This is a genomic window from Roseateles sp. P5_E4, from assembly GCF_054049255.1.
In genome coordinates this window covers 68,161-87,296 of sequence record NZ_JBFUMS010000010.1, presented here as the reverse complement: position 1 = coordinate 87,296, position 19,136 = coordinate 68,161, and the positions used below count along the sequence as shown (strand labels likewise).

The 19,136-nt window shown below is 69.5% G+C and carries 23 protein-coding genes and 1 riboswitch; of the genes, 11 read left to right on the top strand and 12 right to left on the bottom strand.

Annotated features, from left to right (window positions below):
- The first annotated feature begins 114 nt into the window (after nucleotides 1–114).
- A riboswitch (cyclic di-GMP riboswitch) is annotated at nucleotides 115–205 on the top strand.
- A 94-nt stretch (nucleotides 206–299) separates the two neighbouring features.
- Nucleotides 300–1,124, top strand: a complete 825-nt coding sequence (locus tag ACXJLH_RS19740) for a hypothetical protein (protein ID WP_457351344.1) — start codon at nucleotides 300–302, stop codon at nucleotides 1,122–1,124.
- 150 nt (nucleotides 1,125–1,274) lie between these two features.
- On the opposite strand, the gene ACXJLH_RS19735 is transcribed toward ACXJLH_RS19740, so the two are convergent.
- Entirely contained in the window at nucleotides 1,275–1,718 is a 444-nt protein-coding gene (locus tag ACXJLH_RS19735; RefSeq protein ID WP_056191596.1) for an SRPBCC family protein, read from the bottom strand.
- Between the two features lie 90 nt (nucleotides 1,719–1,808).
- A complete protein-coding gene (locus ACXJLH_RS19730) occupies nucleotides 1,809–2,285 on the bottom strand; it encodes a flavin reductase family protein (RefSeq protein ID WP_056191594.1) in 477 nt (158 codons plus the stop codon).
- 131 nt (nucleotides 2,286–2,416) lie between these two features.
- Here ACXJLH_RS19730 and ACXJLH_RS19725 point away from each other — a divergent pair, with 131 nt between their 5' ends.
- Nucleotides 2,417–3,325 (top strand): M48 family metallopeptidase, encoded by a 909-nt coding sequence (locus ACXJLH_RS19725; protein ID WP_056192583.1) that lies wholly within the window; start codon nucleotides 2,417–2,419, stop codon nucleotides 3,323–3,325.
- On the opposite strand, the gene ACXJLH_RS19720 is transcribed toward ACXJLH_RS19725, so the two are convergent.
- From ACXJLH_RS19720 to ACXJLH_RS19695, 6 genes are all read right to left on the bottom strand, one after another.
- Complete coding sequence (locus ACXJLH_RS19720) at nucleotides 3,326–3,958, bottom strand: Crp/Fnr family transcriptional regulator (protein ID WP_056191593.1); 633 nt, start codon at nucleotides 3,956–3,958, stop codon at nucleotides 3,326–3,328.
- A gap of 178 nt (nucleotides 3,959–4,136) precedes the next feature.
- Nucleotides 4,137–4,814 carry a helix-turn-helix transcriptional regulator gene (locus ACXJLH_RS19715; RefSeq protein WP_082532346.1) on the bottom strand — a complete coding sequence of 226 codons (678 nt, stop codon included), beginning with the start codon at nucleotides 4,812–4,814 and terminating at the stop codon, nucleotides 4,137–4,139.
- A 117-nt stretch (nucleotides 4,815–4,931) separates the two neighbouring features.
- Complete coding sequence (locus tag ACXJLH_RS19710) at nucleotides 4,932–5,576, bottom strand: MBL fold metallo-hydrolase (protein ID WP_457351349.1); 645 nt, start codon at nucleotides 5,574–5,576, stop codon at nucleotides 4,932–4,934.
- A gap of 186 nt (nucleotides 5,577–5,762) precedes the next feature.
- A complete protein-coding gene (locus tag ACXJLH_RS19705; protein ID WP_457445825.1) occupies nucleotides 5,763–7,541 on the bottom strand; it encodes an FAD-dependent oxidoreductase in 1,779 nt (592 codons plus the stop codon).
- Nucleotides 7,542–7,661: 120 nt separating this feature from the next.
- On the bottom strand, nucleotides 7,662–7,907 hold the full coding sequence (locus ACXJLH_RS19700) for a hypothetical protein (protein WP_457320242.1): 246 nt from the start codon (nucleotides 7,905–7,907) through the stop codon (nucleotides 7,662–7,664).
- Complete coding sequence (locus ACXJLH_RS19695; RefSeq protein ID WP_056191584.1) at nucleotides 7,852–8,073, bottom strand: hypothetical protein; 222 nt, start codon at nucleotides 8,071–8,073, stop codon at nucleotides 7,852–7,854. The genes ACXJLH_RS19700 and ACXJLH_RS19695 overlap by 56 nt, the downstream gene beginning before the upstream one ends.
- A gap of 259 nt (nucleotides 8,074–8,332) precedes the next feature.
- Between ACXJLH_RS19695 and ACXJLH_RS19690 the strand changes: the two genes are divergently transcribed.
- Complete coding sequence (locus tag ACXJLH_RS19690; protein ID WP_457320244.1) at nucleotides 8,333–8,668, top strand: hypothetical protein; 336 nt, start codon at nucleotides 8,333–8,335, stop codon at nucleotides 8,666–8,668.
- A 21-nt stretch (nucleotides 8,669–8,689) separates the two neighbouring features.
- Here ACXJLH_RS19690 and ACXJLH_RS19685 read toward each other — a convergent pair whose 3' ends face one another.
- A complete protein-coding gene (locus tag ACXJLH_RS19685) occupies nucleotides 8,690–9,382 on the bottom strand; it encodes a hypothetical protein (RefSeq protein ID WP_235531777.1) in 693 nt (230 codons plus the stop codon).
- Between the two features lie 107 nt (nucleotides 9,383–9,489).
- Here ACXJLH_RS19685 and ACXJLH_RS19680 point away from each other — a divergent pair, with 107 nt between their 5' ends.
- Nucleotides 9,490–9,981 (top strand): MOSC domain-containing protein, encoded by a 492-nt coding sequence (locus tag ACXJLH_RS19680; RefSeq protein ID WP_457445824.1) that lies wholly within the window; start codon nucleotides 9,490–9,492, stop codon nucleotides 9,979–9,981.
- Here ACXJLH_RS19680 and ACXJLH_RS19675 read toward each other — a convergent pair.
- Together ACXJLH_RS19675 and ACXJLH_RS19670 are read right to left on the bottom strand one after the other, a co-directional pair.
- The gene (locus tag ACXJLH_RS19675) at nucleotides 9,974–11,431 is read right to left on the bottom strand and encodes an aminotransferase-like domain-containing protein (protein WP_457445823.1); all 1,458 of its coding nucleotides are present in this window, start codon (nucleotides 11,429–11,431) and stop codon (nucleotides 9,974–9,976) included. The genes ACXJLH_RS19680 and ACXJLH_RS19675 overlap by 8 nt on opposite strands.
- Entirely contained in the window at nucleotides 11,431–12,015 is a 585-nt protein-coding gene (locus ACXJLH_RS19670; protein ID WP_457351361.1) for a LysE family translocator, read from the bottom strand. The genes ACXJLH_RS19675 and ACXJLH_RS19670 overlap by 1 nt, the downstream gene beginning before the upstream one ends.
- 96 nt (nucleotides 12,016–12,111) lie before the next feature.
- Here ACXJLH_RS19670 and ACXJLH_RS19665 point away from each other — a divergent pair, with 96 nt between their 5' ends.
- From ACXJLH_RS19665 to ACXJLH_RS19635, 7 genes are all read left to right on the top strand, one after another.
- Nucleotides 12,112–13,305 (top strand): PQQ-dependent sugar dehydrogenase, encoded by a 1,194-nt coding sequence (locus tag ACXJLH_RS19665; RefSeq protein WP_457445822.1) that lies wholly within the window; start codon nucleotides 12,112–12,114, stop codon nucleotides 13,303–13,305.
- A gap of 3 nt (nucleotides 13,306–13,308) precedes the next feature.
- Complete coding sequence (locus ACXJLH_RS19660; protein ID WP_457445821.1) at nucleotides 13,309–14,520, top strand: helix-turn-helix domain-containing protein; 1,212 nt, start codon at nucleotides 13,309–13,311, stop codon at nucleotides 14,518–14,520.
- Nucleotides 14,521–14,546: 26 nt separating this feature from the next.
- Nucleotides 14,547–15,191, top strand: a complete 645-nt coding sequence (locus tag ACXJLH_RS19655; protein ID WP_457445820.1) for a Vgb family protein — start codon at nucleotides 14,547–14,549, stop codon at nucleotides 15,189–15,191.
- Between the two features lie 81 nt (nucleotides 15,192–15,272).
- On the top strand, nucleotides 15,273–16,034 hold the full coding sequence (locus ACXJLH_RS19650; protein WP_457445819.1) for a DUF899 domain-containing protein: 762 nt from the start codon (nucleotides 15,273–15,275) through the stop codon (nucleotides 16,032–16,034).
- Between the two features lie 5 nt (nucleotides 16,035–16,039).
- Nucleotides 16,040–16,597, top strand: a complete 558-nt coding sequence (locus ACXJLH_RS19645) for a hypothetical protein (protein ID WP_457445818.1) — start codon at nucleotides 16,040–16,042, stop codon at nucleotides 16,595–16,597.
- Nucleotides 16,554–17,477 (top strand): serine O-acetyltransferase EpsC, encoded by a 924-nt coding sequence (epsC, locus tag ACXJLH_RS19640; protein ID WP_457445817.1) that lies wholly within the window; start codon nucleotides 16,554–16,556, stop codon nucleotides 17,475–17,477. Before ACXJLH_RS19645 ends, epsC begins: the two co-directional genes overlap by 44 nt.
- A 36-nt stretch (nucleotides 17,478–17,513) precedes the next feature.
- Nucleotides 17,514–17,906: a YybH family protein gene (locus ACXJLH_RS19635; RefSeq protein ID WP_457445816.1), complete on the top strand. Its 393-nt coding sequence runs from the start codon at nucleotides 17,514–17,516 to the stop codon at nucleotides 17,904–17,906.
- Here the strand turns inward: ACXJLH_RS19635 and ACXJLH_RS19630 are convergent.
- Nucleotides 17,903–19,135 carry a potassium/proton antiporter gene (locus tag ACXJLH_RS19630; protein ID WP_457445815.1) on the bottom strand — a complete coding sequence of 411 codons (1,233 nt, stop codon included), beginning with the start codon at nucleotides 19,133–19,135 and terminating at the stop codon, nucleotides 17,903–17,905. The two genes, ACXJLH_RS19635 and ACXJLH_RS19630, sit on opposite strands and share 4 nt — an antisense overlap.
- Nucleotide 19,136 lies beyond the last annotated feature (1 nt).

The window sequence follows — 19,136 nt, the reverse complement described above, 5'->3', positions numbered from 1 at the left end:
CGCCGCAAGCTTCAAAAACCGCTCGTCGCGGGCCTCGCGCCGCTCGCCGGTCGGGGGTCTCGGTTCGTGAACTGACGCACGGACAAGACACGGCTTACATCCGCACACTGCGTCCCATGCAGTCGGCAAACCCGTCGAAAGGCGGGGACGCAAAGCCACCGGTCTTCGTGCTCTGACAGGAGCAAAAGACAGCGGGGCCGCCCTGGGCGGACAAGGACATGTCCGCAGCGTGGCACACGGGGAGGTGCCGGCTACTGCCCAGTAGCCCCACCCTTTGCATCAACCCGAAAGACCACGCCATGAAGTACCAAGCCATTGCCTTCGCTGCCCTCGCCCTGTTCGCCCAGGCCAGCTTCGCCGCCGACCCGACGGCCCAGCTCACCGGCCTCGTGCGCATCGTCAAGAGCGACGGCCAGACCGTCCTCGCCCAGGCCGCGCCCATGCTCGTCGCCGCCAACGGCACGGCCACGGGCGCCATGCCCCAGATCACCGTCAGCGAGAAGGATGCCTTCATCTCCAGCCTCGGCCGCTGCGCCTTCAACTTCAAGTACGACGAGGTCAGCGCCTCGGCCGTGGCCACCAGCACCAACCGCATCTACAGCAACGACACGTTGATCGCGCAGAACACGCAAATCGCGCTGACGCCCAAGGTCGTCAAGACGATCTGGACCCAGCCCTATCTCTTCGCCGGCGCGAACAACGTGAAGGTCGTCGTCAATGTCGACGGCGTGCCGAGCACGGGCTGGGTGCGCATCAACGTGAGCGGCACCTGCGGCAAGCCCGCCGCGGCACCAGCTCCGGCACCCGTGGCCGCGCCGCCCGCACCGGCCCCGTCGCCCGCTCCCGCACCGGTCGTCTATGTCCAGCCCGGCTCGGGCGACTGGAACAACCTCAACAACGCCTGGGGCTACAGCAACTACGCGGCAACCCAGCTCAAGGGCAAGGGCTATGCGAAGTACGCCGAGATCGTGCGCCTGAACGCCGCCCTCACGACGGCGATCAACGCCAAGAAGATCTCGACCGGTGACTACGGCAGCCTGATGGCGGCCTGGAACGCACTGATGGCCGACCCCGCCTTCAAGGCCGCGATGGCGGCCATCGTGCCGACACCAGGCGTCAAGTAAAGACCCCTCGTCCAGTCCCGCTCCGCTGAACACGAGCGGGCCTAACCGGCCCCCCGAGGGGGCGGCGATGCTTGGCGGCATTGAGCCGCAAGCACATCGCCATGGCGGGCCGGCTAGGGGCGGCCCGTCGCTCGGCCCGAGCGCACCACGTTACTGGTTGATTTCCGGCTCGGCCAGCTGGGCCAGCAGGGTCAGCGACTCCTGCCAGCCCAGGTAGCAGGCCTCGGCCGGGATCATGGCCGGGATGCCTTCCTGCTTGATGTGCACCTCGGTGCCGCAGAACACGGCGCGCAGCTCGACGGTCGTCGTCATCTCACCAGGCAGGTTGGGATCGTCGAAGGCTGCCGTGTAGCGCAGCTTCTGGCCGGGCACCAGCTCCAGGTAGCGGCCACCAAAGCTGTGGCCGCCGCCGGTGGTGAAGTTGGTGAACGACATCTTGTACGTGCCACCCACCTTGGCATCCATCTCGTGAACGGTGCCGGTAAAGCCATGGGGCGGCAGCCACTTGGCCATGGCGGCCGGCGTCGTGAAGGCGCGGTAGACGCGGTCGGGCGGGCAGCGCAGCACGCGGTGCAGGGTGACGGTGTTGGTCATGGTCGATTCCGTGGTTGGACAGAGGATGGCCCTCTGTCATGACGACGATCAGAGCCCGACCGGATCGACAACGCCAACCCGGAAAAAACCCTAGATCGGCAACTCGGTGAAATAACGGCCGCCGTGGAAGATCAGCGGCTGAGCGCCGAGCCGGGACGAGCAACGCTCGACTTCGCCGACGAAGATGACGTGGTCGCCCTCCTCGTAACGGCTGCGGTTGGCGCATTCGAAGACGGCAGCAGCCCCCTCCAGCACCGGCGCGCCGCCCGCGCCCTCATGCCAGGCCACGCCGGCGAAGCGATCGATGTCACGCGTCGCGAAGCGCTGGGCCAGCTCCTTCTGGTCGGCCGCGAGGATGTTGATGGCGTAATGCGAGCCATGCGAGAACACCGGCATGGAGCCGGCGCGGCGCGCCAGGCTCCACAGCACCAGGGGCGGGTCCAAGGACACGGAGTTGAAGGAATTGGCGGTGAGGCCGACCAGGCCGCCGTCCGCAGCGCGAACGGTGACGATGGTCACGCCGGTGGCAAACATGCCCAGTGCGGCGCGGAATTGCTGGCTGTCCATGGGGTGATTGTCGCCAGTCCCGCGCCGCTGTCCTACGAAAGCCGCCATCGCCGCCCAAGCACAATGTCGGCATGGATGCCGACGACTTCCAGGTCCGCGACGACCTGCAGTTCACTGACCCGCCGACGCGCATGTTCGGCGACTGCGCCGACTGCGCCGCCGGCCGCTGCGCGCCCCCGGCCTTGCGCGGCCGCCGCCTGTTCACCGGGCTGCTTGCCGCTACCGGTGCCGCAGCGTTCATGCCAGCCTGGGCACGCGAAGGCGTGGAGGTCGGGCCCAAGAGCAAGTTCACCGGCTTCGTGTCGGCCGACCAGCTGGAACAGGCCGGTGGCCAGCAGTACGCGCTGATGATGCGCGAGGCCGGCCAGCAGCGTGCCCTGGCGCCGATGGACCACCCCCAGGCCCAGAGGCTGCGCTACATCGCCCAGCGCATCATTCCCTTCAGCTACGAATGGAACGACCGCGCCCGGCAGTGGAAGTGGGAAGTCAACCTGCTGGCCAGCGCGCAGCTGAACGCCTTCTGCATGCCGGGCGGCAAGATCGCGTTCTTCTACGGCATCCTCGACAAGCTCAAGCTGGAAGACGACGAGGTCGCCGCCATCATGGGCCATGAGGTCGCGCATGCGCTGCGCGAGCATGCCCGCGAGCGCGTCGGCAAGTCGGCGTTCACGAACGGCATCGTGGAATTGGGCTCGGCCTTGCTGGGGTTGGGCAACGTGGGCCGCGGCCTTGCCGGCATGGGAGCCCAGCTGGTGAACCTGCGCTTCAGCCGCGACGACGAAAGCGAGGCCGACCTCGTCGGCATCGAGCTGTCCGCCCGTGCGGGCTATGACCCCGCCGCCGCCGTGCGCCTGTGGGAAAAGATGATGACGGCCAACAAGGGCGCGCCACCGCAATGGCTGTCCACCCACCCGGCCAGCACGACGCGCATCCGCGACATCCAGGCCAACCTGCCCAAGGTCGAGGGCCTCTACAAGCGCGCAGCCAAGCCGGACCAGCGCTTCCCGGTTGCGCCGCCGCTGCAGGTCAGGTCGCGGTAGCTACCAGCGCGCTGGCAGGCTCTTGAGTCGCTGGTATTCGCCGGCCGCCACGCGCCTCAGGTAGCCGCCCAGCTCCAGGTCCTTGACGAGCTTGGACACCATCTCACGCGAGCAGCCCAGGCGCTGGGCCATGCCCTGATGGGTGAGCGCCAGGTGGCGGCCATCGCCGGTGGTCTCGTCGACGAGGTTCTTGAGCCGGCCGTAGACATCGTTGAGCGCCAGCTGCTTGGTCGACAGCGTTGCGGCGCGGGCGCGACGGATGACCTTGGTCAGCAACTCGAAGGCAAATTCGGGGTGCTCGCTGATGTGGGTCAGCAGGCTGGCCCGCGTGACCATGACCAGGCGGCTGCCTTCTTCGGTGATGACACTGGCCGAGCGCGGCCCCCCGTCCAGGCTCATCTCGCCGACGTATTCGCCGGGGCCATAGACGCCGTAGGTGATCTCGCGGCCACGGGCGTCGCTGCTGAAGGCGCGCAGCGAGCCGGAGAGGATCAGATAGAGGTTGTCGCCGAGCGAGCTCTCCTCGATCAGCACGATGCCCTTGCGATAGCTGCGTGCAATGCCGCGCGCGGCCAGCTGCCGCAGCGAGGGCGGCAGGGCCAGGAGTTCGTTGTCGAGCGTGTCGTCAGGCATCCGGCGGCGCTCTGAGCATTTGGCTCCGGAGCGCGCCGGAATGTTAGCCCCTCGTCCAAGGAGCTACCTTGGCCGGTCCCCCTGGGGGACGGCGATGCTTGCGGCATTGAGCCGCAAGCACATCGCCCGCGGGCCGGCTAGGGAGCGGCCCGGCGCTCGGCCCGCGCGTTCGCCGCCTTCAATTGACCAGCTTGGCTGGCCGCAGCGACGAAACAAGAGGCGGCAGCAGCGCCAGCTGGCGCATCAGCTCGCCGATGCTGTCGGCGCCGCTCTTGGCGCGGATGCTCTGGATCTGGCTGCGCACCGTCGAGATCGCCACGCCCTGGCGCTGCGCGACCTCGGTCGGCTTGACGCCGTTGGACAGCGCCTTCAGCACCTCGGTCTCGGCCGGCGTCAGCTGGTAGCGCAGCGCGAACCACTGTGCAGCCAGGTCGCCGCAGAGCTGGCGGCGCTCCAGGATCAGCAGCACCGCCGCCTGGTTGACATCGCGGTTCAGCGGCACGACGACGACATTGGCGCGGCCGCATTCGGCGCGATCGTCACCCAGGCGCAGCAGGCAGCGCCGGCCACTTGCCTCGGCGCCCTCCAGCGCGTCGGCCAGAGGCACCGCGTCGGTCAGCAGGCGGGCCCGCAGATGCTGGCCGACGAGCTCCAGCGGGTGGTTGTCATCCAGCGACGCCCGCGCCGCGAGATTGCTGTGAAGCACACGGCCCGCGCCGTTGAGAAGCACGACGCCGTGGTCGAGCTCCTCCAGCACAAGGCCCATCCATTGGTTGGAAAGCGAGGCCGCCTGACGGCGCTCGCGAGGACGGGAGCCCGGGACCTGCCCCGGCTGCACAAACTCGGACATCCACATCGAAGCACTCCTCGGCCCACCCCATGCGAGCCCTCATCAAAGAGTAGGAGAGCACGTTTCGCTTCGGGCGTAAATGTTGCTGGATGTGTTTGTGAACGAATTACCTCCAACCGCCGTTCAAACGACATCGGCAACATAGGGATTGCTGCGGCGCTCTCTTCCGATGCTGCTTTCCGGCCCATGACCTGGAATGAAAACGGTGTCGTCACCCATCGGCCAAAGGCGCTGGCGAATGGCGTCGAGCAGCTGCTGGTGGTTGCCGCCAGGGAAGTCGGTCCGGCCGATGCCGCCAGCGAACAGCACGTCGCCGACGAAGGCCCGCTGCGCCGAGGCGGAGTGGAAGACGACATGACCCGGCGTGTGGCCGGGGCAATGGCGCACGGCCAGGGTCTCATGGCCGATCTGCACCGTGTCGCCATCGTCCAGCCAGCGGTCGGGCTTGAAACCTTCCGCTGGCGGGAAGCCAAACATCTTGCTTTGCTGTGCCAGACCGTCGATCCAGAACTGATCGCCGGGATGCGGCCCGATGATGGGCAGGCCCTGTTCGCGGGCCAGCTGGCCAGTGCCGCCGGCATGGTCGATGTGCGCGTGGGTGAGCCAGATGGCCTTCAGGTTCAGCCCGCGCTCGCTGACGGCGGCCAGCAAACGCGGCAGCTCACCGCCGGGGTCGATGACGGCGGCGTCTTTCGTGACGTCGCACCAGACAAGGGAGCAGTTCTGCTGAAAGGGCGTGACGGGGACGGTCAGGTATTGCAGGGCCATTCGGGAGGGAGCTGATAACAAAGTTTCGAACTGAAGGTCAATGTATCGAATCGGCCCACCGAGCTTCACCGAATGCCAATGTCAAAGTTTCGAAGCCCTTGGGCCGCAAGCAACGTATGAATCGGAAACGAAGCAAGCTGCCGAGGGGCTAGCGCGCGTGAGCAGGCCATGCGCAGAACTCAATCCTCAAACCCGCACAAACCCGTCCGCACTCCACGCCTGCGAGCCCACGCCGTGGTGCACGAAGAAGAGGCCATCGGGGTCGTACCGCGCCTTCACGGCCCGCAGGCGCGCGGCGTTGGCGCCCCAGAACTCGCGCTGCCAGTCGGCGTTGAAAAAGTTGCTCTCCGACACATAGGAGCCTGACCTCGGCGCCACGCGGCGCAGCGCGGCGGCGGCGGCATCGATGGCGCGCGCGTTGCGGTGCGCGTTGGCCAGGTCGGGCGGGGTGCGGGCCAGGCCCGGGTAGGCGGGCGCCTCGCCGTCGGCCATGATGACCAGCGCGAACGACTCGCACACCGCCGGGTTGGTGGCCGTGTTGGCGGCGCTGGCCAGTGCCGCGGGCGGCGCGCCGGCCAAGCCCTTGTTGAAGTGCAGGTCCAGGTGCTTGTGGCGTGTGCTGTCCAGCAGCGCCTGCACCATGCGGGCGCGCTCGCCGGGCTGCAGCAGCGCGGCGGGCAGCCAGAGGGACTCATAGCCGTGTAGCCAGGCGCCCACCTGGGCCTGGTCGCCTTTCCACCAGCCGTGGTGCTTGGGCGCGCCCTCGCGCGTGTCGGGGATCATGGAGCCGTTGCCCTCCATCCTCCACCAGCCGCGCGCATCGTCCGCCCACGCGCCGGGCTCCTCCACCACGCTGAAGTCCTCGGGCGAGCCCTTCACCCAGTCGAAGAACGGCGCCCACACCTGCTGCGCCTGCGCCTTTTCCAGGCCCTGGCACACCATGGAAATCTTGAGCGCGTTGTCCGGCCCGAACGACGCCTGCTCGCCCCAGTGCGGGTTGAAGAGTGAGTCGGCATAGAAGTCCACGAACCGCGCCACGAGGCGCCGGTAGGCCTCGTCGTCGCGGGCCTTGAACTTGCCCCATGCCGCGCCGAAGTGCTGCGGCAGTTCGTGCGTGCGCAGCGTCACGCGTGTCACCACGCCCCAGCTGCCACCGCCTCCGCCCTTCAGCGCCCAGAACAGCTCAGGGTCTGACCGCTCATTGACCGTGCGCACCTGCCCATCGGCCGTCACGACCTCGGCCTCCAAGAGGCTGGACGCCGCCGTGCCAAAACCCTTGGAGAAGCTGCCAAAGCCCCCGCTCTGGATGAGTCCCGCCACGCCCACGTCCGTGCAGCCGCCGCCTTGCACATAGCGGCCAGCCAATGTCGTCACCGCGTGGTACAGGTCAATCCACACCGCGCCCGCCTGCGCGGACACCGCCGGCACCGGCGCCACCTTGCCCTCGCAGCCCTTGGGCACGAAGCCGTCGTGCAACGTCACCTCGTTCATCGCCCGCGTCCAGATCAACAGCGAGTCCGGCGCGTTGGACGTGCCCTGGTAGCTGTGCCCCGCGCCCTTCACCACCAGCCGCAGGTTGTGCTCGCGCGCGAAGTTCACGCCCGCCACCACGTCCGCCGTGCTGCCGGCCTTGATCACATAGGCACTCGCCGCTGGCGTCCACGCGTCCAGGTAGCCCGACACCTGTGTGCCCCCGGCCTGGTCGCCCACGAAGAACGGGTTGCGCAGGTTCTTCATCAGCACGCCGCAAGCCGCCGCGACGGGGCTGGCCGCGCACGGCGCCATCAGCGGCTCCACGGCCGACAGGCGCCCGCCCACCGCGTCCTTGAGCCGCTGCCACTGCGCGGCGTCGGGCCAGTCCGGGTCCGTCGGCCGCTTGCGCCGCCGCGCCCGGCCCTGTGCATGGGTGACCAACGGCAGCGCCGCCATGGCCGCTGCGCCTTGAAGAAGATGTCTACGAAGCAACGTGAACTCCCTGGGTCATTGGATGAGCACCAGCATTCCACGGCGCTGCGCGCCTGGCAGGCGCGTTGGGGTGAATGGTGGGGCGAGCGGGGCCAGCGGCTGGCCCGCTGGAAAGACGGGCTAAGGCTCGCAGCGCGCCGCCAGATGACCCACGGCGCGATAGAACGACGCCACATGCAGCGCCTGCGAGAACCGCCCGGCCTCGATGTCGCCGCTGATGGCCGCCTGCGCTATGAAGCTGACCTCGATCTCCTCCGACGGGTCGAGCGACTGGGCCGATGCATGGGCCAGGTCGGCCGCAGCGCCGCTGCTATTGCTTGCGGTCGTGCGGCGAGCGGCCCAGGCCGAACAAGAAGATGCCGCCAAGCAGAGCGGTGATCAGCGACGCCATGCCTGATCCAAACAAGGGATGGTGCCCCCACAGGGCCAAGTCATGGTGCTTGAGGGCATGGCCGAACGACAGGCCCAGGAAGGCCAGGCCGACGAGCGCGGCGAACAGCAGCAGCGATACGAAAGCGTGTTGAGCATTCATGTGACTTCCTCAGACTGCAACTTCGAATGGCGGTTTTAGCCAAGGCACCGAAGGTTGGCGAGGCCCAGGTTGAGTGGGGCGTCATCAAGCATGAGGACTTCGCCACGTTTCCGGCACCCAAAATACTGTTTAAATCAACAGTATCATGCCGGGTCGCCGTTGCCAGGTGTGAGGTGCACGCCAAGGCGTTCAATCCCGGCGGCCCAAGGGTCGCCGGGCTTTTTTGCCATCGTGGGGTCGCCAGACAATCCGCCGTGCCATGCCACGCCGACAACGCCGCGATCACCACCACGTCTATGTCGTGCTGCTGTCTGAACGCGTCTGGAACGAGCCAGCCTTTCGCAAGGCCAACCCCGGCCATGACATCGTCAAGCCCTGCCTGTACGTTGGCATGACGGGCCTGGACCCCGATCTGCGCTTTGACAGGCACATGGCCGGCGTGCAGGCCAATCGTTTCGTCCTGAAGTACGGCATGCGCCTGATGCCCGAGCTTTACGAGTTCTACAACCCGATGCCCTACGACGCGGCGCGCGACATGGAAGTGGAACTCGCCATCGGCCTGCGTGAGGCGGGCTACGCGGTGTGGCAGGCGTAGACGGGAAAGAGCGGCGTCAGCTCAGTCCCTGAGACCACGCGCCCAGACGCGGTCGGCGGCCTCGAACATCGTGCGGCCGTCCAGCATGGCCGGGTCGCGGACGAGGGCCAACCAATCCAGTGTGTCGTGGTGGCTGCCGGGAATCAGGTCGGTCGACCGTTCCGCCACGAGCCAGGCATGCAGCCTGGCATACAGCGCGGGATGGCGCGCCTGCGCCCAGGCCAGGCCAACGAGATCGCCATAGGCTTCCTCACGCCGCGTGGACCGCATGGCCAGCCAGGCCTGCTGCAGATCCGCGGCCAGGCCGTCCGGGGGCTTGGCGGCGACGAAGCCGGCCGGCACACCATGCCAGGCGCCATCGAGATAGCGGCGGCAATGGCCCAGTTCATGGGCGGCCATCAGCTCCAGGGCCGGGCCGCGCAACGCGGGGTCGAGGGCGTCGATCTGGCGCTGGCCTTCGGGGTTGCCGCGCATCGACAGCACCAGCTTGCAGCGGCCATCGACAAAACCCAGCGCGAGCGGCGCCGTGCCGGGCTCGGCCTGGGGCTGCACGACGATGTCCACCGGCAGGGCGAGCGCCTGGCGAGCATGGGCAATGACAGGCGTGATGCCCTGCAGCCAGCGCATTTCCAGGGCGGTCAGATCGGCGGCGTGAGCGGTCTGCGACAGCGCGACACACACAAAAGCAAAGGTGGAAAAAAGACGTCTCAGCACGGCAGACACTCCTTGAGAGCATCTTCGGGCGTGACCGGACGAGACTTGACTGCCCCGTGCCGCGCATCCGTGAACTATGCGGACCAAAGCCGGGCTAAGGTGTATCCATGAAAACCATGCGCGACCTGATGACGCCGCCGGCCCATATCCAGGGCCGCGTCGAGACCATCATCGTGCGCGGCGCACCGCGCGACCGGGCCCGACGCATCGAGCAGACGACGGCGCTGGCCGGCATTGGCCTGGCCGACGACCGGCTCGGCCAGCGCGGCGAGGCCGAGCTGTCGACGCGCCAGGTCACGCTGATCCAGCTGGAGCACCTGCCGCTGATCGCGGCATTTGCGCGCAGCGGCCCGATCGACCCGGTCGGCCTGCGCCGCAACCTCGTCATCTCCGGCATCAACCTGCTGACGCTGAAGAACGCCAAGGTGCGCATCGGCGCGGCGCTGATCGAGATCGTCGGCCCCTGCGCCCCCTGCTCGCGCATGGAGGAGGTCATCGGCCCGGGCGGCTATGCGGCGATGCGCGGCCATGGCGGCATGACGGCGCGCATCCTGGAGGGCGGGGCCATCCGTGTCGGTGATGTGGTGAGCGTCAGCTGACCTTGCTGCGTGCCCGATCGACGGCGCGTTGGGCACTGGCCGTCGCGCTGAGCTGGTCCCGCAGGAAATCAGCCAGCCGCGGCTGCTGGCTGAAGGCGGCGTTGAAGCGGATGTGCGAGTCGCGAGCGCCATCGGCCGCGAAGGTGGCGCCGCGCACCAGCAGGATGCCGGCGCGAAAAGCCTCCTTCACGACGTTGTCCACGTCGACGCCGGCCGGCAGCGTGCCCCACAGGAACAGGCCGCCCTCACCCGGATGCTCAAGCAGCACGCCGGCCTGGCGCAGCTGCAGCGTTGCCGCGGCGCGGGCCGCGGCCAGGCGCTGCTGCAGGCGGTCCAGGTGCTTGCGCCAGCGGCCGGCGGCCAGCACTTCCAGCAGCACGTATTCGTTGAGCGCGGCCGTCGTCAGCACCGAGATGATCTTCTCGCGCATCAGCGCCTTCAGCAGCGCCGGCTCGGCCGCCATATAGCCCAGGCGCAGCGCCGGGCTCATGGCCTTGCAGAAGCTGGAGTAGTAGATGACGCGGTCCAGCCCCGAGAGCTGGGCCAACCGCGTCGGCGCGCCGGGGTGGAAGTGGCCCTGCACGTCGTCCTCGGCGATCAGGAAGTCGTGGCGCTGGGCCAGCATCAGCACCCGGTGCAGGTTGGCGGCCGTGCTGCCCCAGCCGGTGGGGTTGTGCAGCACGCTCTGGATGAAGAGCAGGCGTGGGCGGTGCTGCGTGCAGGCGGCGTCCAGCGCCTCCAGGTCGATGCCGTCGGGCCGTCGCGGCACCGGCACGATGGTCACGCCGGCCTGGCGCAGGCGGTCAAAGAGCAGGAAATATCCCGGCGTCTCGACGGCGACCGTATCGCCCGGGCGCAGGAAGGCGCGGCAGATCAGGTCGATGGCCTGGGTGCCGCCATAGGTCGTCAGGATGCGGCCGGCATCCACGGCCACGCCCTGGCTGCGCAGCAGCATCGCGATGCGCTCGCGCAGCTCAGGCAGGCCCTGCGGCGGGCAGCGCGAAGCCATGCCGGCCGTGGCGCGGGCCAGGCCGCGCTGCACGGCGGCCGCGGGGATGGCGTCTTCCAGCCAGGTGGCCGGCAGCGCGCCGCTGCTGGCCAGCAGCACGCCGGCCTTCTGGTCGTTCGCCTGCTGGGCCAGCCAGACAGCCTCCTGCTCCTCGCCGGCTTCCACGCGCGCCGCCTGAGTCAAAAGGTCGGGCATGGCGTCCGCCGGGCCCTCGGCGACGAAGAAGCCGGCCGTGCCGCGCGAGTCGATGAGGCTGGCAGCGACGAGGCGGTCGTACGCGACGACGACGGTGTTGGGGCTGACGCCCAGCCGCGACGCGAGCTGGCGGATGGAGTTCAGTCGGGCCCCGGGCGGCAGCTGGGCGCTGGCAATCAAGGCATGCAGGCGCTGCTCGATCTGGTCGGCCAGCGGCGTCGGGGAGTCGCGGTCCAGAGAAAACATCAGCGCAGCAGCATCAGGGCCAGCACAACCAGGGAGGTGGCCATGATGACATTGAAGGCGCGGCGGCGCGCCGGGCTGGACAGGAAGCGGGAAATGCCGACGCCGAACAGCGCCCACATCGAGACGCAGGGAAAACCGATGAGGGCGCCCGCGAAGCTGACGAACAAGGCGCCGCTGACGATGCTCCACTGCGCCGGCATGAAGACCGACGCCACCGTCACCGCGCGGATCCAGCTCTTGGGGTTCACCGCCTGGAACAGCGCGGCCTCCGCGAACCCGACCCGTTCCGGCGGCCGGCCATTGGCGGCGGGCGCCACGGCCAGCTTCCAGGCCAGCACCAGCATGTAGAGGGTGCCGGCCAGCTTCAACATTTCGTGCAGCACCGGCCAGGCCGTGAAGACGGCACCCAGGCCCGCACAGGTCGCGAAGGTCAGCACGGCCACACCGGTGTTGGTGCCCAGGATGGCCGGCAGCGTGCGCCGGTAGCCGTAGTGGGCGCCGTTGGCCACCAGCATCATGTTGTTGGGGCCAGGGGTGCTGGACATCAGCAGGCAGTAGGTGGCGAAGGGCAGCATCTCGTTCATGGGGCCATTGCAGCGCCCGGCGGCTGGGACGTGAAGCTACAGCGCGCGGTGCCGTGCGGCGTGCTGTATCAATGCGGCGACCGACACAATGGCCGTATGAGCTTCACCCTTCGCGCCGCCTGGGCCCTGGCCGCTGCCGTCGCCGCACCCGTCTGGGCCGAGCCGCCCGCCTATCGCACCCAGGGCCAATGCGACGGCCTGCCCGCCATCACCTCGTTGAAGGTCGCGCCCGAGTTCTGCCTCGCATTGGCCGCCTCCAACCTGGGCCGGCCACGTGGTGTGCTGGCGCTCAGTGCCAACCGCCTGCTCGTCACCGACATGGGCAACTGGAACCCCGGCCATGGCCGGCTGCTGGAGCTGACCCGCGAGCCGGGCCAGCCCTTCAAGGTCACGGTGCTGCTGAAGGGCCTGGACCGCCCGCATGGGCTGCGCAAGGACGCTCAGGGCCATGTGCTGCTGGCCGAGGCGCACCGGATCAGCCGCGTCGAACTGCCCGCGGGCCGGCTGCAGCCCCTCGTCACCGAGCTGCCCACCCAGGGTCGCCACCCGCTCAAGTCTTTCGCCGTCGACGCCGCCGGCGCCCTCTTCGTCAACTACGGCGCGCCGAGCGACCATTGCGAGGCCATGGACGGTGTCGCGGCCGGTACGGCCCAGGGTTGCGGCCAGACGGGCGGCAAGGCGCCGCTGGCGGCGGTCTGGAAGTTCACGCCGAAAGATGGCGGCGCATGGGAGGGCCAGCCCTTCGCGTGGGGCCTGCGCAATTCCGTCGGGCTGGCTTTCCACCCCGACAGCGGCGAGCTCTGGCAGGCCGAGAACAGCCGCGACAGCCTGCCCGGCGACAAATACGACAAGGCAAGCCCGCCCGATGAACTCAATCGCGTCGAACCCGGCCGCCACTACGGCTGGCCGCATTGCACCGGCACCGACATCCTGGACAGCAGCTACGGTGAGCGCCGCTGCCAGGACTTCACCCCACCGGTGAAGCTGCTGCCGGCGCATGCCGCGCCGCTGGGCATGCTGTTCTACGGCAAGGCCGGGCCGGCGAAATGGCAGGGCAGCCTCGTCATGACCTGGCATGGCTACCAGCCGACGGGCCATCGGCTGATGGCCTGGCGCTTCGATGGCAAACACCAGCCCATGGGCGAGCCGCTGCCGCTGATCGCGGGATGGAGCGCCCAGACCGGCAAGCACCCGATGGGCGCGCCGGTCGATGTCGACCAGGACGAGCAAGGCCGCCTGTGGATCACCGAGGACCGCAATGGCGACCTGCTGCTGCTCGCGCCGCGCTAGCCCATGGACTCGCTGATCTCCGCCGCAGCCCGCGCCCTGGCCGCCGGCGATGCGCTGGCGGCACTGAAGCGCGTCGCGCTGCGCGAGGACCCGCCTGCGCTGGCCTTGCGCGGCATCGCGATGGCCCAGCTCGGCGAGCTGGCCCGGGCGCGCGAGCTGCTCAGGCGCGCGGCCCAGGGCTTTGGCGCGCAGGAGGCCACGGCACGGGCGCGCTGCGTCGTCGCCGAGGCGGAGGTGGCGCTGGCCATGCGCGACTTCAGCGCCGCACCGCGCGCGCTGGAGGCCGCCATGGCCGCGCTCGAAACGCGCGGCGACCGCGTCAACGCGCTGCAGGCCCGACTGATCGCGGCGCGGCGGCAATTGCTGCTGGGCCGACTCGATGCCGCGGCAGCCCTGCTTGCGCCGCTTGACGACCAGGCATTGCCACCCCTGCCCGCTGCCGTGGCCGCCCTGGCCGCAGCGGAACTGGCGCTGCGCTCGCTGCGCATGGCCGAGGTGCACGCCGCCCTCGCACGCGCTCGCGACGCTGCCGCACGGGCCGGCGTGCCGGCGCTGATGGCCGAGGCCGCCGACGCAGCTGCCGTGCTCGACCACACCGCCGCACGCCGGCTCGTGGCCGGCGCCTGGCAGCCGCTGCGCCTGCACGAGGTGGCCGCGCTGATGGACTCGGGCGCCGTCGTTGTCGACGCATGCCGCCACGCGCTGAGTGCCGGGGAGTTGCGCGTGCCACTCGTCCGCCGCCCCGTCCTGTTCACGCTGTTGCGCGTCCTCGCCGAGGCCTGGCCCGGCGAGGCCGAGCGCGACGCGCTGATCGCCCGCGCCTTTCGCATCCGCGAGGTCGACGAAACCCATAGAGCGCGGCTGCGCGTCGAGATTGGAAGGCTGCGTGCCCTGGTCAAGCCCGTCGCCGGCATCGAGGCGACCGCACGCGGTTTTGCGCTGCGCGCTCCGGAGGTGGCCGTGCTCTCGCCACCGATGGAAGGCGAGGCCAGCGAGCTGCTGGCCCTGCTGTCCGACGGCGCCGCCTGGTCCACCTCGGCCCTGGCCCTGGCCCTGGACGCCAGCCAGCGCACCGTGCAGCGCGAGCTGGCCGAACTGGAGGCCGCAGGCCGCGTGCGCGCCATCGGCCAGACGCGCTCGCGGCGCTGGCTGGCGCCGCCGCTGACCGGATTCACGACGATCTTGTTACTCCCCGCCGCACTGCAGCTTGGCTAAGGTTCGCCCATCGCAAGGAGCAAACCATGAACACAGTGATCCACCCCGCCGAGATCGTCCGCGAATACGGCCCCTTCGAAGGCGGCAAGAGCGTCGCCGGCGTCACCCACGACGGTCGGCGCGTCTGGGCCGCCACCGGCGCCGCCCTGGTCGCCTTCGACCCCGCCAGCGGCGAGGCCCAGCAGCGCATCGAGCGCCCCTGCGATGCCGGCACGGCCTTCGACGGTCGCTACCTCTGGCAGCTCGCCGAAGCCCGCATCGACAAGATCGACCCCGCGACCGGCAGCGTCGTCGCGTCCATCCCGGCGCCGGGCCAGGGCGGCGACTCCGGCATGGCCTGGGCCGAGGGCAGCCTGTGGGTGGGCCAGCACCGCGGCCGCAAGATCCACCAGATCGACCCCGCCACCGGCGCCATCCAGCGCACCATCGAGTCCAACCGCTTCGTGACCGGCGTGACCTGGGTCGATGGCGAACTCTGGCACGGCACCTGGGAGGACGACGCCAGCGAGATCCGCCGCATCGACCCCGCCGATGGCAGCGTGCTTGAAAGCCTGCAGATGCCCGCCGGCACCAATGTCAGCGGCCTCGAATCCGACGGCGCCGACTTGTTCTACGCCGGTGGTGGCGGCACCGGCAAGGTCCGCGCTGTGCGCCGACCCAAGCGCGCTTAACCACTGAATTCCCCTGAGCAGAACTCACCCGAACCCCGGGTGGAGCCGCTGCATTGCCTTCACCCACCCAAGGAGCCTTTGATGAACGCCCCCATTTCTCATCCTGTCGTCACCCGCGATCTCTGGATCGCCGAACGCAAGAACCTGCTCGCCCGCGAGAAGGAACTGACCCGGCTGCGCGACCAGGTCGCCGAAGAGCGCCGCACCCTGCCCTGGGTGCGCCTGGACGATGCCGTCTACGTCTTCGACACGCCGGCCGGCCCGCGCAAGCTGAGCGAGCTGTTTCAGGGCAGGCGCCAGCTGTTGGTACAGCACTTCATGTTCGGCCCCGGCTGGGAGCAGGGCTGCAAGAGCTGCTCCTTCATGGCCGACCACCTGGACAGCGTGGCGCCCCACCTGGCCCAGCGCGACATCGCGCTGCTGGCGGTGTCGCGCGCGCCTCTGGCCGACCTCGAGGCCTTCAAGCGCCGCATGGGCTGGCAATTCGCCTGGGCCTCGTCCAACGGCAACGACTTCAACCGCGACTTCCACGTCAGCTTCACGCCGGCGGACCGGGTCGACGGCGAGGTCTATTACAACTTCCACATGACACCCTTCCCGAATGAAGAGGCGCCCGGCATCAGCATCTTCTGCAAGGACGACGACGGCCAGGTCTTCCACACCTACTCGACCTTCGGCCGTGGCGTCGAAGTGATGATGGGCAGCTACAACCTCATCGACCTGACGCCCAAGGGCCGCGACGAGGCGGGTCTGAGCTACACGATGGAGTGGGTTCGCCACCACGACCGCTACGAATCGGCAGCACCCGCGGCGGCAGCCTGCTGCGGCGGCGCCAAGGCCTGACAGTCATGAGCGCCACCAGCCTCTGGCCCTGGCTGGCCCTGGCCGGCGCCGGCGCCCTGCACGGCTTGAACCCGGCCACCGGCTGGGGCCTGGCCGCCTGCTCAAAGGACGCGCGCCGCGCCCTGCTGCCGATCGCGCTCGGCCATGCCGGCGCCGTCGGTGGTGTGGCGGTGCTGGTGGCTTTGGGCGGGACCATGGGCAGCGGGCAGCTGCTGTGCGGCCTGCTCTTGCTGCTGGCGCTGGCGCTGCGGCGCGCCAAGACCGGGCTGGCGTTGTGGTCCTGCCTGGTGGCCAGTGCCCATGGCAGCGGCATGATGCTGGTGCCAGCATTGGTGCCGCTATGCCTGAGTACCTCACCCGCCCGCGAGATCACTGCCTCGGGCTCGCTGCTGCTGGCCTTGGCGGCCGTGGCTGTGCACATGGCGGCGATGCTGGCCGTGACGGCGGCCCTGGCCCTCGTGGGGAAACGGTGGATTTCTATACTGGCCGCCCTTGCCAACCGCCTGCGCGGCGCCCGCCATGACCCAAGCCCTCACTCCTCCGTCAATGCCCGCGCCCGGTGATGAACTGCAGGCTGTCGTCGAGGCCTTGCGCGACGAACGCAGGCGCTGGCGCGAGGCGCACCGCCGCGGCGGCGACGGCCGCGAGCTGCCGTCGCGCGAGCTGCTGGCAGGCATGGTGCAGTGCCTGTCGGGCGCGCTGTTCCCGATGCGCCTGGGGCCGCCAACGCTGCAGCCCGAGAACGAGGATTTCTACGTCGGCCACACCATCGGCACCGCCATGGCAACACTGCGCCAGCAGGCCGCGCTGGAGCTGCGTCACGAGGCCCGCCAGCGTGGCGATGACACACCCGGCCAGGATGCCGCCGAGCTGGCCACTCGCTTCCTGCGCACATTGCCCGGCGTGCGCGTGCTGTTGGACAGCGACGTGCTCGCTGCCTACCAGGGCGATCCGGCGGCGCGCAGCGTCGACGAGGTGCTGCTGTGCTACCCCGGCGTGCGCGCCCTGATCAGCCACCGCCTCGCGCATGAGCTCTACAAGCTCGGCCTGCCGCTGATCGCCCGCGTCGTCGCCGAGCTGGCGCATGCCGACACGGGCATCGACATCCACCCCGGTGCCACGATCGGCAGCGGCTGCTTCATCGACCATGGCACCGGCGTGGTCATCGGCGAGACGGCCGTCATCGGCGAGCGCGTGCGCATTTATCAGAACGTCACGCTGGGCGCCAAGAGCTTCCCCACCGACGGCGACGGCAATCTCGTCAAGGGCAAGCCGCGCCATCCCATCGTCGAGGACGAGGCCGTCATCTATGCCGGCGCCACCGTGCTCGGACGTGTCACCATCGGCCGCGGGGCCGTCATTGGCGGCAATGTCTGGCTGACGCGCAGCGTGCCGCCGGGCAGCCTTGTCACGCAGGCGGACTCCCTGGCCGGCACAACCTGAAACAGCGAGCGCCCGCCGTGGCGCTAAGGTGGTGACATGCAAGCCGATGAACAAGAGATCCGTGATCTCGTGACGACTTGGATGGCCGCCACGCGCGAGGGCGATGTCCAGGCCGTGCTCGCACTGATGACGGATGACGCCGTCTTCCTGACGCCCGGCCGGGCCCCGATGACCAAGAGCGATTTCGCCAAGGCCGCCGAGGGCCAGGCACGCGGCGAGGCGCCGAAGTTCGACGGGCACAGCGAGATGCTGGAGATCCAGGTGCTGGGCGACTGGGCCTTCATGCGCACCCGCCTGAGCGTGACCGCCACGCCGCCGGATGGCTCGCCGCCGACACGTCGCGAGGGCCACACGCTGACGCTGCTGCGCAAGGACGGTGGCCGCTGGAAGCTGGCGCGTGACGCCAACCTGCTGGCGCCGGTAGCCTAGCGCTCACTCTGATCAAGCCCCAGCCAGCGCGCCAGCGGCGCCAGCGTCGGGCCCTGGATGAGCAGGGACAACAGCACGACGACGAAGGCCACGTCGAAGAAGCGCCAGCCGTTCGGCAGGCCGGCCAGCACCGGGTAGGTGGCCAGCACGATGGGCACCGCGCCGCGCAGGCCCGACCACGCCACGAAGCACTGCGCCCGCCAGCCAAAGCCCAGCGGCGCCAGGCACAGGAAGACCGCAGCGGGCCGCGCGACCAGCATCAGGCCGGCCGCCAGCAGCAGGGCCGGGCCGATCAGGCGCAGAACCTCATGCGGCGTGACCAGCAGGCCCAGCAGCAGGAACAATACCGCCTGGGCCAGCCAGGTGTAGCCGTTCAGCCCGGGCAGGCTCATCGCCGCCACGCGTTCGGCCCGGTGGCGCACCAGCAGGCCGGCGACGTAGACGGCCAGGAAGCCCGAGCCGCCGCAGCGGTTGGTGACGGCGAACAGCAGGAAGCCCAGGGCCGCCATCAGCAGCGCCGTCAACCCGTCGTGGTCGTCGGTGATGGGCAGCTTGCCCACCCACCATGCGGCCAGCAGGCCGCCCAGCACGCCGGCAAGCAGGCCCAGGCCGAGTTGCTCGCCCAGCAGGGGCAGCAGGTCGACCAGGCTGTTCACCTGCGCGTCTCCCGGTTGGCCGAAGGGCATCAGCCAGGCGATCAGGCCGATGGTCAGCACCATGGCCATGGGGTCGTTCAGCGCCGACTCCACCTCGATGGTGGCCGCCAGGCGGGGCTCCAGGCGCAGCTTGCTGGCGGCGAACTGCGCGAACACGGCGGAGGCGTCGGTGGACGAGACCGCCGCGCCCAGCAGCAGGCCTTCGGTCCACGGCATGTCCAGCACCGCCTTCGCGATGCCCGCGACGATGGCGGCCGTGATCGCGACGCCTACCGTGGCCAGCAGGCTGGCCGGCAGCATCGCGCGGCGCACCTCGCTCCAGCGCGTGCGCAGGCCGCCATCGAACAGGATGAGGGCGAGCGCGAGATTGCCGACGGTGACGGCCAGCCGGTGATCGTCGAAGGGCAGGCCCAGCGGCCCATCCACGCCGGTCAGCATGCCAACCGCCATGAAGACGAGCAGATGCGACAGGCCGAGGCGGTGGGTGTAGAGGGCGCCGGCGATGGCGACAAGAACGAGCGCAGCAATGGCCGCCGTCAGCAACTCGGGGCCGGCGGCGGCGCTGTGGATCACA